General features: G+C 69.6%; 14 protein-coding genes. 3 read left to right on the top strand and 11 right to left on the bottom strand.

Features of this window, described 5'->3' with window-relative positions:
* Positions 1-134: 134 nt before the first annotated feature.
* The gene (locus CG747_RS42095; protein WP_100607184.1) at positions 135-2,069 is read right to left on the bottom strand and encodes an ABC transporter ATP-binding protein; all 1,935 of its coding nucleotides are present in this window, start codon (positions 2,067-2,069) and stop codon (positions 135-137) included.
* 388 nt (positions 2,070-2,457) lie between these two features.
* Positions 2,458-2,817: a cupin domain-containing protein gene (locus tag CG747_RS42085; RefSeq protein ID WP_100607182.1), complete on the bottom strand. Its 360-nt coding sequence runs from the start codon at positions 2,815-2,817 to the stop codon at positions 2,458-2,460.
* Between the two features lie 359 nt (positions 2,818-3,176).
* Between CG747_RS42085 and CG747_RS42080 the strand changes: the two genes are divergently transcribed.
* On the top strand, positions 3,177-4,223 hold the full coding sequence (locus CG747_RS42080; protein WP_100607181.1) for an alpha/beta hydrolase: 1,047 nt from the start codon (positions 3,177-3,179) through the stop codon (positions 4,221-4,223).
* A 67-nt stretch (positions 4,224-4,290) separates the two neighbouring features.
* On the opposite strand, the gene CG747_RS42075 is transcribed toward CG747_RS42080, so the two are convergent.
* Both CG747_RS42075 and ribA read right to left on the bottom strand, forming a co-directional pair.
* The gene (locus CG747_RS42075) at positions 4,291-4,989 is read right to left on the bottom strand and encodes a dihydrofolate reductase family protein (protein WP_100607180.1); all 699 of its coding nucleotides are present in this window, start codon (positions 4,987-4,989) and stop codon (positions 4,291-4,293) included.
* Complete coding sequence (gene ribA / locus CG747_RS42070; protein WP_100607179.1) at positions 4,979-5,677, bottom strand: GTP cyclohydrolase II; 699 nt, start codon at positions 5,675-5,677, stop codon at positions 4,979-4,981. Before ribA ends, CG747_RS42075 begins: the two co-directional genes overlap by 11 nt.
* A 275-nt stretch (positions 5,678-5,952) precedes the next feature.
* On the opposite strand from ribA, the gene CG747_RS42065 reads away from it, so the two are divergent.
* Complete coding sequence (locus CG747_RS42065; RefSeq protein ID WP_100607226.1) at positions 5,953-6,591, top strand: LysE family translocator; 639 nt, start codon at positions 5,953-5,955, stop codon at positions 6,589-6,591.
* 149 nt (positions 6,592-6,740) lie between these two features.
* Entirely contained in the window at positions 6,741-7,475 is a 735-nt protein-coding gene (locus CG747_RS42060) for a carbonic anhydrase (protein ID WP_180985954.1), read from the top strand.
* Between the two features lie 57 nt (positions 7,476-7,532).
* Here the strand turns inward: CG747_RS42060 and CG747_RS42055 are convergent, their stop codons facing one another.
* The 7 genes from CG747_RS42055 to CG747_RS42025 form a co-directional block, all read right to left on the bottom strand.
* Positions 7,533-9,326, bottom strand: coding sequence for a carbamoyltransferase C-terminal domain-containing protein (locus CG747_RS42055; RefSeq protein ID WP_100607178.1), 1,794 nt, complete (start codon positions 9,324-9,326; stop codon positions 7,533-7,535).
* 245 nt (positions 9,327-9,571) lie between these two features.
* Positions 9,572-10,816, bottom strand: coding sequence for a class I SAM-dependent methyltransferase (locus CG747_RS42050; RefSeq protein ID WP_100607177.1), 1,245 nt, complete (start codon positions 10,814-10,816; stop codon positions 9,572-9,574).
* A gap of 95 nt (positions 10,817-10,911) precedes the next feature.
* A complete protein-coding gene (locus CG747_RS42045) occupies positions 10,912-11,688 on the bottom strand; it encodes a class I SAM-dependent methyltransferase (RefSeq protein WP_100607176.1) in 777 nt (258 codons plus the stop codon).
* A 39-nt stretch (positions 11,689-11,727) separates the two neighbouring features.
* A complete protein-coding gene (locus tag CG747_RS42040; protein WP_100607175.1) occupies positions 11,728-12,723 on the bottom strand; it encodes an NAD(P)-dependent oxidoreductase in 996 nt (331 codons plus the stop codon).
* 56 nt (positions 12,724-12,779) lie between these two features.
* Positions 12,780-13,697, bottom strand: coding sequence for a glucose-1-phosphate thymidylyltransferase RfbA (gene rfbA, locus CG747_RS42035; RefSeq protein ID WP_100607174.1), 918 nt, complete (start codon positions 13,695-13,697; stop codon positions 12,780-12,782).
* Positions 13,694-14,335 (bottom strand): dTDP-4-dehydrorhamnose 3,5-epimerase family protein, encoded by a 642-nt coding sequence (locus tag CG747_RS42030; protein ID WP_100607173.1) that lies wholly within the window; start codon positions 14,333-14,335, stop codon positions 13,694-13,696. Before CG747_RS42030 ends, rfbA begins: the two co-directional genes overlap by 4 nt.
* Before the next feature lie 384 nt (positions 14,336-14,719).
* On the bottom strand, positions 14,720-15,903 hold a 1,184-nt coding region (locus tag CG747_RS42025), incomplete at its 5' end, for a glycosyltransferase (RefSeq protein ID WP_257981092.1).

Below are 15,903 nucleotides of genomic sequence, written 5' to 3'. Positions count from 1 at the left end.
GTCCGCCCCGGCCAAGGGATTGCCTGGCGGTTACGGAAGACCACTCCCCCATTCTCCCTCGGCGCCGCCGCCTGTCTGTGGGGCGCGGTCGTCCGTGTACCGAGCGTGACGAGGCGGTCGGGCTGTCGTGGGGGTCAGGGCGGGGCCTGGATCCGTGGGGTGTCGTCGGGGCGGTGCAGGTGGTGGAGGCGTGCGTATGTTGCGCTGTGGGTGAGCAGCTGGTGGTGGGTGCCGTGGTCGGCGACGCGGCCGTGTTCGAGGAGCAGGATCTGGGTGGCGTCGTGGACGGTGAGCAGGTTGTGGGAGATGAGGATCGTGGTGCGCCCGCTCATCAGCAGGCGTAGGGGTTGCAGGATGCGGCGGCCTGATTCCGCGTCGAGGCCGGTGGTCGGTTCGTCGAGGATGAGCAGGGGCGCGTTGCGGATCATGGCGCGGGCGATGGCCAGGCGGCGGCGTTGTCCGCCGGAAAGCAGTCGGCCGCGTTGGCCCACCACGGTGTCGTAGCCTTCGGGGAGTTGGCTGATGAAGGTGTGTGCGGCTGCGGCGTGGGCGGCTGCGGCGATCGCTTCGTCGTCGGCGTCCGGGCGGCCGTAGGCGATGTTGTCGCGCACGGTGCCGTGCAGGAGCAGGGTCTCTTGGGGCAGGAGGGCGACGTTGTCCCGCAGGTCCTCCAGTGGCAGGTCGCGCAGGTCGTTTCCGTCGAGGCGAATGGTTCCGTGGTCCGGGTCGTAGAAGCGCAGCAGGAGCTTGGCGGCGGTCGACTTGCCGGCGCCGCTTGCGCCTACCAGTGCCAGTGCCTGGCCGGGTGCCACGCTGAACGAGACGTCGGTCAGGGCGGGTTGGGTGGTTCCCGGGTAGTGGAAGGAGACGTGGTCGAACTCGATCTCGCCGTGGGCGCGGCCGAGGCGGCGGGGGGTTGCGGTCTGGGTGATCTGGGGGCGTTGGTCGAGGAGTTCGATGATGCGCTCCGCGGCGGCGGAGGCCGCGTAGAAGGTGTTGCTGAGGCCGGAGATGCCGCGCAGGGGGCCGTAGAGCCGGCTCAGCAGGGTGAGGAAGACCATCAGGCCGCCGAGGGTGAGGTGTTGGTGGGTCAGTTCCCAGGTGCCCAGGCCCATCACGAGGAGTGCGCCGGCCAGTTCGATGATGTCGACGATCGTGGTGTACAGGGCGCCGAGGCGGGCGGAGGCCATGGCGGCTCGGAACCTGCCGAGGCTTTCCTGTTGGAATCTGCTGTGCTCCCAGTGCTGCCGGTTGTATGCCTGGACGAGGGCGATGTTGCCCAGGGTCTCTTCGGTGATGGCGCTGATCGAGCCGGTGCGGCGCCGTCGTTCCCGTGACACGGCCTTCACCCGGTGGGAGAAGTGCCGGGCGGTGAGCCAGAACAGGGGGGCGATGGCGAGGGCGAGGAGTGTCAGGTCCCACCGCAGGTGGAGCAGCACGCCGAGGAAGATGCCCGCTCTCATGACGTGTGCGAGGGCGTTGACGATGCCGGAGAGCAGGAAGGTCTCGACCGCGTCGACGTCGCCGGTGATGCGGGAGAGCACATCGCCGAGCCGTCGCCGTTCGAAGAATCCCAGTGAGAGCCCTTCGACGTGGCGGAACACCTCGGAGCGCAGGGCCAGCAGGAAGCGTTCGGCGACCCAGGTGGAGGTCATGTCGTCGGCGAAGGCGAGGGCTCCGGCCAGGAGGGTGAAGCCCAGGTAGGCGAGGGCGATCGGTAGGAAGAGGTGGAGGTTGCGCGGGATCAGCATGTCGTCGATGACGATCTTGAAGAGCCAGATCTCGGCGGCGTCGACGGCGGGTCCCAGCACGACGAAGGCCAAGATCACCGCCAGCCGGTGTCGGCCGCCGCGCGTGTACGGCCAAAAGCGCCGGAAGATGTCGCGCAGGGGCACCGGTGGGGCGGCCTGGACGAGTGCGTCCACGTCATCGGGGTCGTCGGTGACCGGTAGCAGCCGGCGCGCCGCCTTGGCGAGGCGGCGCGTGGCGGCGGGGCGCGTTCGGTGTGTGTCCGCGCCGTTGGCCGGGGTGTCGCCGTGGGAGGGGGCGTTCGGCCGCGCGCTGTTCATGTCGCCTCACCGATCGTTGCGGCCGGGCAGGAAGCCCGGCCGCTGGCACACGCGAGGTGTGTCAGTGCCTCCCTCCACGGTCCCGGTCCCGATCGCGGTCATCGTCACGGTCCCGGTCGTGGTCGCGGTCATGGCCCTCGCGCCCACGGCCGTCGTGGTCGTGTCCGCCCCTGTCCCCGCGCCTGTCCGTCGAGCGGTCATGACGGCTGCGGCCCAGCGCGGGCGTCAGGTTCGTGAAGATTCCCATGCTCGCCCCTTCCTCCTGGCCCCCGTCCATCCATCACTGACATATACGGAAGGAAGCGCGAAAAGGATTGGACTGATGAGGGGTCCTGCACCCGATGATCCGATCCGGTGTCCGGCGGTGGTTCCGCGCCGGCTCGGGTGGCTACGGTGCGCAGCTGTGCTCGGGGTGTCCGGTGGTCGTCTCGGGCCGTGTCGGGGGGTGTCCGCCGATGTCGACGATGACGAGGGTGCCGTGGCTGCCGGGGCGTACGGCGTGCGCTATGCCCGCCTCGACGAGGTACATCTGCCCCGCGTGTACGTCGACTTCGATGTCGTCGGCCCGCAGGTGCAGGGTGCCGTCGATCACCATCAGGGCTTCCGGCGTGTCATGGGTTTCGGTTGCCATGGGGCGTCCGTCCATCCGCAGGACTTTCACCGTCGCCTTCCCGACCTGTCCGAGCGGGAGTGAGTGCCAGGCGTGGGGAAGTCCTGCGGCGGTGCTCCGTATGTCGACGGCGTTCATGGCATGCCTCCTGGCGGGCCGGTCGCCGGGGCGAGGTGCCGCCGGCGGGTCCGCGATCGTGATCAAGGGATGCGGTGACGCTACGGCACGGGGGCGGGCTGCTGGTCGACCGTTGGGCAAAACCTTCCTGTGGTGGTGGGCGGGGTGTTCTGCTTGGTCGTGGGTGTGGTGGGGGTGGGTTGTGGCGTTGTCTGCGGTGGGCGGGGTCGGCTGGTGCGGGCAGTGGTGGCGCCCAACAGGTGTGGTTGGCTACGGCGTATGGGTTCCAGGTGTGTGTTCCCCGGGTGCGGGTGTGTGCGGCCCGGTGGTTCCGGCGGGGGTGCCGGGCGGTTTCCCGCTGTCCGATCGGGGGGTTGTCGATGAGTGCTGCTGGTGTGCCGTCGCAGGCCGGTGGGGTCCCGGAGCCGGGGGCGGCGCCGCCCTTCGATCCCGAACTGGGCGTCGCGTTGGCGGCGTTGAGCGCGGAGTCGAGGGAGCCGGTGACCCCGGAGAATCTTGCGGCCCGGCAGGAGCGGGATGCCGCGTCCCGGCCCCGGCCGACGGTCCAGGACCTGCGCGCCGACGGCCGTTTCGAGGTGACGGAGTGGCGTGTGCCGGGGCCGCCGGGCGGTCCGGAGGTCACGCTCGTGGGCGCGCGGCCGTCCGGGCTCGTCGGGCCGCTGCCGGTGCTGTACTACCTGCACGGGGGCGCGATGATCATGGGGAACGCGTGGTCGGTGCTGCCGCGGATCCTGCGCGAGTGGGCGCTGCCGCTGGGGATGGCGGTCTTTTCGGTCGAGTACCGGTTGGCGCCGCGGGCGCAGTACCCGGAGCCGCTGGAGGACTGCTACGCCGGGCTGGTCTGGGCGGCCGGGCACGCGGCCGAACTGGGCATCGATGCGGACCGCATCGTCATCGGGGGAAAGAGTGCGGGCGGTGGGCTGGCCGCGGCGCTGGCCCTGCTGGTCCGTGACCGCGGTGGTCCCCGGCCGCTGGGGCAGTTGCTGCTGTGCCCGATGCTCGACGATCGCGGCGCCACCTTCTCCGGTCGTCAGATGTCGGGCCTGGGGGTGTGGGATCTGACCTCCAACGCGACCGCGTGGCAGGCGCTGTTGGGTGACCGCTACGGTGCGGCGGATCTGCCGCCCTATGCGGCTCCTTCCCGTGCCGCGGATCTTTCCGGGCTTCCTGCGGCCTTTGTCGAGGTCGGGTCGGCCGAGATGTTCCGGGACGAGGCGGTGGCTTACGCGAACGCGATCTGGCAGGCCGGTGGGCAGGCTGAACTGCATGTGTGGCCCGGTGCCTACCACGGTTTCGACGGTTTGGCGCCGCAGGCGGCTCTCAGTCGGGATGCGCGCGATGCCCGTACGCGCTGGCTCCGGCGTCTGCTGGCGCAGTCCGGTGTGCGCAAGGGGGCTGTCGGTTGAGCGGTGCGGGCTGAAGCGTGCCGGGTGCGGGCGCGGGGTGGGCGCCGGTGTGTCGTGCGGTCGGGTGTCATCTTCGGTGTGCGGCGAGGTAGCGCACGAGCGCGATGTCGCCTATTTGTCTGACTTCGGCGATGTGCATGCGGCGGGCGGGGTTGTGGGGGAAGGTGCCGTGGCCCACGAAGCGTGGGGCGCCTGGTTCGCCGACGAAGAAGGGGGCGATGGCGAGGTGGATTTCGTCGACGAGGTCCTGGGTGAGGAACTGGGTGTGGATGGTTCCGCCGCCTTCGACCATGAGGGTGCGGATGCCGCGGCCGGCGAGGTCGTCGAGGATCAGGCCGAGGTCCAGGGGGTTGCCGGTGGTGGTCACGTCCGCGACGTCGGCGAGTTCCTTCTTCAGGGCGGGCAGGGCTGGTTGGGGGCAGTAGACGATTTTGTCCCCTGCGGTGGTGAAGAAGGCCAGGGAGGGGTCGAGGCCCTTGGTGGTGAGGGTGATCTTCGTGGGGTGTTCGGGGCGTCCTTGGGCGGCGCGGTGGGCTCTTCGGGTGGGTGAGGCGATCAGGAGGCGGGGGTTGTCGCGGCGGATGGTGGTGGCGCCGACGAGGATGGCGTCGCAGTCGGCGCGGACGGCGTCGACGCGGTCGAAGTCGTCGGGGTTGGACAGGCGCAGGCGCTGGTTGCTGGTGTCGTCCAGGTATCCGTCGAGGGATATCGCGGCGCTGATCAGCACGTAGGGGCGGGTGCCGGCCGGGGTGCGGTCAGTCGGCATCGGCGGCCCGGTCGATGTCGAGGGAGTGGCCGGCGTGCAGGGCTTTCGCCCGGAGGTATGTGCGGTTGGCTTCGGTGACGTGGACGGCGGTGCGCCGTTGGCTGTGGACGGTGATGCCGGCGGCTTCCAACTGTCGGGTCTTTTCCGGGTTGTTGGAGAGGATCTCGATTTCTTCGAGGCCGATGGCGAGGAGCATCTGCGCGGCTGCGGAGTAGGTGCGCTGGTCGTCGAGGAAGTTCAGTGCGCGGTTGGCCTCGAAGGTGTCCATGCCGGTGTCCTGGAGCGCGTAGGCATCGATCTTGTTGTACAGCCCGATGTCCCGGCCTTCTTGGCGGAGGTAGAGCAGGAGGCCGCCTTTTTCGTGCAGCAGGGTCATGGCTTCGCGCAGTTGTGGTCCGCAGTCGCAGCGGGTGGAGCCGAGTACGTCGCCGGTCAGGCATTCGGAGTGGAGTCTGACCAGCGGTACGGGTTGGGTCAGGGCGGCGCCGAAGACGACCATGAGGTGTTCGCGTCCGTCGTCGAGTCCGTCGAAGGTGATGACTTCGCTCGGTGCGGGGGTGCCGTCGGCTGTTGTCAGTGGAATGCGGACCCGGGTGCGGACCCGGGGCGGTTCCGGTTGTCGTCCCGCTGGTCGGTCGAGTGCCTGGTTCCTGCCGAGGGGGTAGGAAGAACGGTTTTCCAATGACATCCCCGCCATCCGAAGTTGGCTTGCCCGTCTTGCCGGAACCGCTTTTCTCGCTACCTACCGCGCCTGCCGCAGGCCCTTGATCCGGGCGCCACACTTCCGCACGCCGTATCGAGCCGTCAAGCCGTTCGGGCGGGGGCGGTTGGCCGGGACGTGCGGTGTTCGGCCCGGGGAAGGCCGGTGGCGGATCGCGGTCCGTGTGCGCTCTGGCGGTGGCGTTTCGGCCAGGTGCGCGGAAAGCCTGAGCGGTGGCCGGGCCGCGTGCTTACCTGATCGGTATGTTGTCCACCGACCGTCTCCTGGCGTTCTGCGCCATGTCGTTGCTGTTGATCGTGGTTCCCGGTCCCAGTGTGCTGTTCGTGATCGGGCGGGCCTTGGCGCAGGGGCGCCGCGCGGCGTTGACCACCGTGGTGGGCAATACGCTGGGGGCTTTTGTTCTGGTGGTGGCCGTCGCGCTGGGGGTGGGTTCCGTTGTGGAGCGCTCCGCGATCGTGTTCACCACGCTCAAGCTGCTGGGCGCGGGATATCTGGTGTACCTCGGCATCAAGGCGGTGCGTCGGCGCGGGGCGTTGCGGGCTTCGTTCGCGGGCCGGGGGCCTGCTCACGGTGGGGTGCGGACGCTGTGGGAGGGTTTCGCGGTCGGTGTGGCCAATCCGAAGACGATGGTGTTCTTCGCCGCGGTCCTGCCGCAGTTCGTCGACCGGGCTCGGGGGCATGTCGTGCTGCAGATGCTGCTGCTGGGCTTGGTGTTCAACGTCATCGCGGTGGTTTGCGACAGTGTGTGGGGGCTGACCGCGTCCGCCGCGCGGACCTGGTTCGCCCGCTCGCCGCGGCGTCTTTCCCTGGTCGGTGGGGTGGGTGGCCTGTCGATGATCGGTCTGGGTGTCGTCGTCGCCGCGACGGGCCGCAGTGACTGAGGGTGCGGGGGTGCGGGGCCGCCGCGTTGGGCCGTCGGTGGCAAAGTAGGCCGTGCCGGCCCGTGCCTCCGGCCTCCTTGCCCGCTTTGCGCTGAACAATTGCCCGGTCACGGCGTAGGCGTGGCCGGGTGTCGGCGAGGGGAACGGCGATGGACGAGGCAGGACGGCTGGAGCGCAGGGCTCTGCTGGTCGGTGGAGTGGCCGGTGCCGCGGTCGCGCTTGCGGGGTGTTCCTCGAAGGGGGCTGTGCCGTCGGCGGCCACCGCCTTGGCGCGGGCGCGGCCGAGCACGCCGGGTGCGGCGTTCGCGCGGCTGATGGAGGGCAACAAGCGGTGGGTCAGTGGTGCGCTGCACCATCCCGATCGGGATCCGAACCGGCGTCAGCTGGTGGCCCAGCAGCAGGAGCCGTTCGGGGCGGTCCTGTCGTGCATCGACTCCCGTGTGCCGCCGGAGCTGCTCTTCGACACCGGGCTGGGTGACCTGTATGTGATGCGTACCGGTGGCGAGGCGATCGATCCGGTGGTCACCGGTTCGGTGGAGTACGGGCCGATGACCAGTGGTACTCCGCTGATCGTGGTCCTGGGGCATCAGCGTTGCGGTGCCGTCGAGGCGGCGCACAGGTCCCTGCGGGACGGGAGGTCGCTGCCGGGCAATCTGCAGGCGATCGTCCAGGCGCTGCGGCCGGCGTATGAGCTGGCGGTCCGCAAGGGCGGTGCCGACCCGGTCGAGACCATGGCGCGTGCCCAGGTCACGTTGACCGCGTCCGCGCTGCGTGCCAATGGGGATCTGGGGCCCTTGGTGAGCAGGGGTGCGCTTGCCGTGGTCGGTGCCTACTACTCGCTCGACACCGGCGCGGTGGAGGTTCTGGGCGGTGCGCCGTCCTGACGGGCGCCGTCTGGAAAGGGGAAAAACGGCCCGCCGGGGTGGCGGGCCGTTTGTCGGTCAGCGCTTGGTGACCAGGAAGTTGCCGATGACCAGGTGGTCGATGTCGGTGCCCAGGAAGCATTCGATGGCGTCCTTGGGGGCGCAGACGATGGGTTCGCCGGCGACGTTGAAGGAGGTGTTGACCAGGCAGGGGACGCCGGTGCGGGCGGTGAAGGCGCGCAGCAGGCGGGCCAGGAGGGGGTTGCTGTCGTCGGTGACGGTCTGGATGCGTGAGGTGGCGTCGACGTGGGTGGCCGCGGCGATCTTGTCCTGGTAGGCGGGGCGGACGGGGAAGACGAAGGTCATGTAGGGCGAGCGGTGCTTCTTGCCCATGTCGAAGACGGTGGGGGCGTCTTCTTCCAGGACCAGGGGGGCGAAGGGGCGGAAGGGTTCGCGGTGCTTGACCCGGTTGTTGATGGTGTCCTTCATGTCCGGGTAGGAGGGGTTGGCGAGGATGCTGCGGTTGCCCAGCGCCCGCGGGCCGTATTCGGTGCGGCCCTGGAACCAGCCGATGACGGTCTTGCCGGACAGGAGTTCGGCGGTCTTCTCCACGATCTGGTCGGTGGGGAGTTCTTCCCAGGTGACGGTGGAGGTGTAGGCGGTCAGGGCGGTGCGGATCTGTTCGGTGTCGTATGCGGGGCCGAGGTAGGGGGATCCGGTGGTGGTCAGGGGTTCGGCGTGGGTGTGGGCGACGTGGGCGGCGGCTCCGATGGAGACGCCGGGGTCGCTGGCGCCGAAGCTGACTTCGAGGCGTTCGAAGGGCAGGTCCTGGAGGAGTTTGGTGTTGTTGACGCAGTTGAGGGCCAGGCCGCCTTCGAAGATCAGGTCGCGGAGGTCGGTGGCGGCGGCCAGGGCGCGCAGTTGGTGGGCGGTGACGGTTTCGATCATCTGTTGGGCGGCGGTGGCCAGGCGGACGCGGAAGTCGAAGGTTTCGCGGTTGTCGTCGTGGCCGTCGAAGAGCTTGTCGAGGAGTTCGGCGTAGGCGCGGGGGCCGCGGCGGTCGTGGGCCAGGGCCAGGGAGTAGCGGCCGTCTTCTTCGAGGGTGACGACGTTGCCGAGCAGGGGGTTGTCCTCGGGGGCGGGGGGTGTGCCGAAGCCGGCCAGGCCCATGACCTTGTATTCGTCGTTGTTGGGGACGAAGCCGAGGTAGCGGGTGATTTCGCCGAAGAGTTGGGCGATGGAGTTGCCGAAGTCGATGGTGAAGCGGTCGAAGACTTCGACTTTCCCGTTGCGGATCTCGCCCATGATGGCGCTGTCGCGTTCGGCCTGGCCGTCGTTGATGAGGAAGGCGGCGTCGGTCAGGCCGGAGAAGGTGCGGCCGCAGGCCAGGTGGGCGCGGTGGTGGGGGACGGTGACCAGTTTGTGGTCGGGCAGGGCGTAGCCGGTGTGGCGGGTGAAGTCCTCGATGAGTGCGGTGCGGCCCAGGGCTCCGAGGTAGAGCTCGCCGAAGGTGGAGAGGATGGTGAGTTTTTCCTCGGCGGTCAGGGGGGCGCCCGCGACGGCGGTGACGGTGGTGTCGGCGTAGGTGTTGTCGTGGTTCCAGCCGAAGGCGAAGTGGTCGACGTCGTCGTAGGTCAGGCCGGCCTGTTCCAGGCACCAGCGGATGGCGTTGAGGGGGAAGGCGCTGGTTTTCTTGTTGCGGTTGAGGCGTTCTTCTTCGACGGCGGCCACCAGTTCGCCGTCGATGATCAGGGCGGCGGCCGCGTCGTGGCCGATGAGGTTGTGTCGGTCGACGCCGTCGGGGGTGTGGCCGTAGAGCCGGGCGAAGAGGTCGGCGACCTGGGAGAAGCCGTTGTAGCCCAGGATGATCATCGGGATTCCTCCGTGGATGCCCCCGGTGCTGTTGCCGGGAGGGGCGGTGGGACTCCTGCGGGGCAGGCGAGGTGACGTCGTTCCGTCCGGTGGGGAACGACGTCGACCTTGGCTGTCGGGCAGTGGCGGATGGGCGGTGGTGGTGCCGGGTGGTGCCGGTGCCACCGGTGACCGGGACGGGTGTGTCGCGAAGGACCCCGGCCGTGGGCCGAGGGTGTCGGCCTGCGGGCGCGATCTGGGCGGGGTTACTTTCCGCGGCTGGGTACGACGGTCAACTCCGGGAGGGGGAAGACGAGTTGGCCGCCGGCGGTCATGAAGTCGGCTTCGCGTTCGAGGAACCCCTCGCGGTAGATCCAGGGCAGGACCAGGAGTTGGTCGGGGCGGTGGGACTTGGCGTGTTCCTCGGAGACGATGGGGATGGTGGTGCCGGGGGTGAAGGCGCCGGCCTTCTCGGGGCTGACCTCGCCGATGCAGGGCAGGTCTTCCTCGGTGAGGCCGCAGAACTGGAGGATGACGTTGCCCTTGGTGGAGGCGCCGTAGCCCAGGGTGAGTTTGCCGTCCTTGCGGGACTGGGCGAGGAAGTCCCGCAGCTGGTCGCGGGCAGCGTGGGAGCGCTTGGCGAACGCCTCGAAGGGGGCCATGGTGGCCAGGCCCAGTTCCGCTTCGCGGGTGCGGATGCGGGCCAGGGCCGCTTCGTCGACGCGGTGCCGGCTGTCGCGGCGGGCCAGGGTGATGCTGATGCTGCCGCCGTAGACGGCGGTGAGTTCGGCGCGGATGACCTTCAGGCCGACGCGGTGGGCCATCCATTCGATCTGCTGGAGTGCGTAGTACTCCAGGTGTTCGTGGCAGACCACGTCGTAGGCGGTGGCCTCCAGCATCGCCGGCAGGTAGCTCTGTTCCATCAGCCATACGCCGTCGTCGTCGAGGATGTCGTGGACGTCCTGCATGAACTCCAGGGGCCGCGGCAGGTCGTAGAACATGGCGATGGAGGTGACGATCTTGGCGCGGCGGGAGCCGAAGCGTTCCTGGAACAGCTGGCGGGAGAAGAAGTCGGGGATGAGGTCGATGTGGGCGGGGTAGTACGAGCGGAACTTCTCGCCGGTGGGGTCGATGCCGACCAGGGTGGGGCCGCTTGCGTAGCCGCGCAGGAGGGTGGAGTCGTTGCTGCCGATGTCCAGGACCAGGTCTCCGGTGGTGGGCTGGACCAGTTCGGTGAGCTGGGCGACCTTGCCGTGCAGGTGGTTGATCATGAACTCGCGGATGCCGGAGCGGTAGCCGTAGCCCTCGCCGTACATCAGGGAGAAGTCGGCGGTGTGGCGCAGCTGGACCAGGCCGCAGCCTGCGGGTGAGCATTTGACGAGTTCGAGGGGGACCTGGGGAACGTGTTCCTCCCGGCTGCGGGGGAAGACGCCGGTGAGGGCCTGCGGGCCCAGATCCAGCACGGGCAGCAGTTCGCTGTTGCCGCAGGCGCGGCAGGTGTCGATGGGCATGGGTTCTCCAAGTCGAGCTCGGCCGGCGACGGGCGGTGGGTCGGGGTTCCGGCGGGGCGCTGGTGGGGTGGGACGCGGGGTGCGGGGTGCGGGGGTCAGTCCTCGCCCCAGACCAGGTAGATGATCGGGGACTCGCGGTGGGGCAGCTGGTGGAGTTTGACGCTGCCCAGTTCCAGGAATTCGGTCAGTGCCTTGGTCTCGCCGGGCCACTTGGGGTGGGCGAGTTCGTCGAAGGCGATGATGCTGCCCTTGGTCAGGTGCGGGCGGATGGCGTGCAGGGTTTCCAGGGAGGGTTCGTAGAGGTCGAGGTCGATGTAGGCCAGGGCGACGATCGTCTCGGGGTTCTCGTCGAGGTACTGGGGGACGGTTTTGCGGACGTCGCCTTGGACGACGAAGCTGCGCTGGGTGTGTCCGTAGGGTTCGTTGGCTTCGTGTGCGGCCAGGACGGCGCGCAGGTGGTCGACTTCGTCGGCGGGGACGGCGAAGCGGCCTTCGACGGCGCTGGGGGTGGCGCGGTCGACGTCGGCGATGTCGGGGAAGCCGGTGAAGGTGTCGAAGCCGATGACGCGGCGCAGCGAGTTGTAGGGCTCGTAGATGCTGCGCAGGGCGGTGAAGGCGGCGAGGTGGCGGCCGTGCAGGACGCCGAATTCCATGATGACGCCGGGGACGTCGACGATCTTGCGGTAGAGGGCGTCCATCGCCAGGAGGTCGGCGAGTTGGGGGCGGCGCAGGTAGACGGGGAGGTTGTCGATCAGGTACTCGGGTGGGATGGGGGTGTGGGCGAGGAGGTCGGTCAGGCGCAGTCGGGAGTCGCGTTCCTGCTCGGACTCGTGCGGGACGACGCGCGGGTCCTTGTAGGGGGTGTCGGTCATGGTGGTCCTTTCGGGTGGTGGCGGTGGGTGCGGGGGGGGTCAGCGGCTGGTGTGGCCGGCGTCCCAGAGGTCTTTGAGGGTCTGTCGGAGGGGGATGCGCGGTTGCCAGTGCAGGAGGGTGCGGGCGCGGCGGATGTCGGCCTGGACCCAGTTGGCGCCCAGGCTGTGGACGGTGCCGGGGTCTTCGCTGATGGCGGTGGCGGGGAGGCCGGCGGCGGCCAGGAGGTGGGTGACCAGTTCCCGCATGGGGACGGCGATGCCGCTGCCGATGTTGAAGACGCGTTTGGGCAGGGGGCGTCGGGCGGCCTGGACGGCGGCTTCGGCGACGTCGCGGACGTCGACCCAGTCGCGCATGGCGGGGGCGACGTCGAGGGTGAGGGGGGCGCCGGTGTGGGCGGCGGCGCGTAGTCGGGGCAGGAGTTTGCCGGGGAAGCTGGCCGGTGTCGGGTAGGGGCCGGCGGTGTTGACCAGGCGCAGTACGGCGGCGTCGAGGGTGCCGGTGTGGGCGGCGGCCAGGACGGCTTGTGAGCCGGCGAGTTTGGCGCGGGCGTAGGCGTTGGTGGGGCGGGGGGTGTGGTCTTCGGCCAGGGGGATGCCCGGTTGGCCGGGGCCGTACTCGTGGATGGTGCCGATGTGGACCAGGCGGGGTGGCTTGGGGCACTGCTGGAGTGCCTGGATCAGGGTGTGGGACAGGCCGGCGTTGGCGGCCAGGAGTTCGGTGGCGCGTTGTGCGCCGCCGTCGGCGGCGCTGGTGACGTCGGTGGCGCCGGCCATGTCGGTGGCGTTGACCACGACGTGCGCGCCGGTTTCGGTCAGCAGGTCGGTGAGGGCGTCGGTGGGGTTGGTGAGCAGGTCCAGGGGGTGGAAGGCGTGTTGGGCGAGGTGGGGGGCGGGGGTGCGGGCCACGACGGTGACGCGGTAGCCGTGGTGGGCGAAGGCTGCGCAGATGTGCCGTCCGATGCAGCCGCTGCCGCCCAGGACGACGACGCCGGGGGCTTCGGGGTCCGGTGGCGGGGCCGGTGAGCGGTCGTGCATGGGTCCTCCGGGTGGGGTGGGCGGGGCGGGAGGGCGATGGCGGTGGGGTGGTGGTGTCAGGCGGTGCGGGGGTAGCAGGTGGCGCCGACGGTGCGGGAGAGGGCTCCGCCTTCCTCGGCGAGGTTGACCAGGTAGTCCCCGTAGTCGGTGCCGGTTCGTTCCCGGCCCAGGCGGTGGCACTGTTCGGCGGTGATGTAGCCCATGAGGTAGGCGACTTCTTCGACGCAGCCGATGCGGATGCCTTGGCGCTGTTCGAGCATCTGCACGTACTGGCCGGCTTCCAGGAGCGAGTCGTGGGTGCCCATGTCGAGCCAGACGAAGCCGCGGCCCAGTTCGGCCAGGTGGGCGCGGCCCTGTTCGAGGTAGGCCTTGTTGATGTCGGTGATCTCCAACTCGCCGCGGTCGGAGGGGATCAGGTCCTGGGCCAGTTGGACGACGGTGTGGTCGTACATGTAGAGGCCGGTGACGGCGATGTTGGAGCGGGGTTGGTGGGGCTTTTCGGCGAGGGCGGTCAGGCGGCGGTCGGCGTCGAGTTCGGCGACGCCGTAGCGCCAGGGGTCCTTGACGGGGTAGCCGAACAGGGCGCAGCCGTCGAGGTGGGTGGCGGTGGTGCGCAGCAGGTCGGAGAAGCCGTGGCCGTGGAAGATGTTGTCGCCCAGGATGAGGGCGACGTCGTCGGTGCCGATGTGGTCGGCGCCGATGAGGAAGGCTTCGGCGATGCCGTTGGGTTCTTTTTGTTCGGCGTAGTCCAGGGTCAGGCCGAGGTCGGAGCCGTCGCCGAGCAGGCTGCGGAAGTTTTCGGTGTGGGCGGGCGAGGAGATGATCAGGATCTCGCGGATGCCGGCGAGCATGAGGACCGACAGGGGGTAGTAGACCATCGGTTTGTTGTAGACGGGCAGGATCTGCTTGGAGACGACGGAGGTCAGGGGGCGCAGGCGGGTGCCGCTTCCGCCGGCCAGCAGGATGCCCTTCATGCCCGGGTTCCGGTCAGGTCGTGCTGTGCCTGGGCGGGGGTGCCCAGGCGGGCTTCGAGTTCCTGGCAGAGCTGGTAGTCGGGGAGCAGTCCGCCCTCGGCTGCCTGGGCGAGGGTGAGGGCGGCGCTGTCGCGTTCGGAGAGGATCGGGTCGATGTCGTCGGGCAGGGGCAGGGCCAGGGCCGGGTCGAGGGGGGAGATGGCCAGTTCCTGTTCGGCGACGTAGGGGGCGGAGGTCAGGTAGGCCATGACGGTGTGGTCGGTCAGGGCGATGAAGGCGTGGCCGACGCCGACGGGCAGGTACACCGAGCGGAAGCCGGTCTGGTCCAGGAGGACGGCGTCCCAGGTGCCGTAGGTGGGTGAGCCTTGGCGGATGTCGACGACGATGTCCAGGGAGCGGCCGCTGGCGCAGTAGACGTACTTGGCGGCGCCCGGTGGTGCGACGGTGTAGTGGATGCCGCGGACGACGCCGCGTCGGGAGACGCTGTGGTTGCTCTGGGCCACGGAGAACAGTGGTCCGCCCTTGGCGGCGTGGAAGGTGTCTTGTTGGAATGGTGCGACGAAGACCCCGCGGTCGTCGGAGAACGTCTGCGAGGTGAATTCGAATGCGCCTTGTACAGCGAGCTTTCGCGCTTGCAAGGTGTCCCTCCGGATTACGGGATGGGGGCTTGAAGGCCCTGATGCATGCGGTGTACGGCCCCAAGGTCGCGCTGCGGGTGGCGTGGCGGTGCCGGTGGTGGGTGCGCGGGGTGTGGGCCGGGGCGGGGCGGCGTGTGGGTGTCCGTCGCGGCCGGCCGGGCGCGGTGCTGGGCACTGCGCGGTGCGGTATTCGGTGATGAGCGTGGAATACCGCGAACGCTAGGAAATCTATCTTCGGGGGCGTACGGGGTCAACGGCGTTGATTTCAGGGAATTCCCAGGCCGGTGTCAGGGGAAGGTCAGGCGGTGTGAGGGGAAGGTCAGGCGGTGTCAGAGGAATGTCAAAGGGGTGGGGGTGGTGGCCGGGTGGGGTGGTGGGGGTGGGTCAGTGGTGGGTGAGGTCTTCGAGGGTGTGGACGGTGTCGGCGGGGGTGGGCATGGCGTTGATTTCGTCGCGGAGGGCTTGGGCGCGCTTGCGGTAGGTGTCGTCGGTCAGGGCCTGGTGGCAGGCGCGGGCGAGGTGTTCGGGGGTGTCGTCGCCGGTGGGCAGGGTCAGGGCGGCGCCGTGGTCGGCCAGGGTGCGGGCGGCGCCGGCGAGCATTTCGGCGCCGGGCACGATGACTTGGGGGGTGCCGGCGCGCATGCCGGTCAGGCTGGTCACGCCGCCGCCGTGGTGGACGAGCAGGTCGCAGGTGGTGGCGACGACGTCCAGGGGGACCCAGCCGGCGTGGACGTGGGGGTGTTGGGCGTGGAGGTCGGGGGCGAGGGCGTCGGGGGCGGCGATGAGGAGGTCGGCGTCAAGGGGGGTGAGTTCGGTGATGGCGCGGGTGAGGAATTCGTAGAGGCGGTGGCGGGCGTCGCGGGTGACTTGGCTGCCGGCGGTCAGGCAGATGCGGGGGCGGCGGGTGCGGGTGTACATCCACGGCTGCAGGGGGCGGTGTTGGTTGCCGAGGATGAATTGCAGGGGGGTGGCGGGGGCGGCTTGGTGGGGTCGGAGGCTGGGTGGGCACACGTCGAGGAACAGGTCCGGTTCGGGGAGTCGGTCCAGTCCCAACTCGGTGAGTTCGGGCTGGAGTTCTTCGTTTGCGCCGGGGTGGATGTGGCGGGCGTCGATGGCGTCCCAGGCTTGGCGGACGTAGGGGATGTCGAGGTGGGCGGCCAGGAGGGCGGCGGCGTAGGTGGTGGTGCCGCCCACGATGAGGTCCGGGCGCCAGTGTCGGGTGAACTGGCGCAGGGGGGTCAGGCTTGCGGCGGCCAGGCGGCCGAACCAGCGGCCGGTGAAGTGGCCTTGTTCGGCCAGGGGTTTGCCCAGGGGTGAGTCGACCGGGCGGCCGGTGCGGTCTTGGGTGGTGAAGTGCTGGATGGGCAGGTCGGTGGTGGAGATCGCCGGGAGCGCCGAGGCGTTGATGGCGGGCAGGAGGTCGGCGTTGCCGGCCATGAAGACGTCGTGGCCGGCGCCTCGGGCGGCGGTGGCCAGGGGGGCCAGGGCGAAGACGGTGGCCGGCCCGCCGCCGGTGATGAACAGGATTTTCATCGGTCCTTCTTCACGGGTGGTGGGGTGGTGGGGTG

Origin of the sequence: Streptomyces sp. CB02959 (assembly GCF_002803155.1) — a bacterium.
Classification (GTDB): Bacteria; Actinomycetota; Actinomycetes; order Streptomycetales; family Streptomycetaceae; genus Streptomyces.
This window is presented reverse-complemented; position numbering and strand designations above follow the sequence as displayed.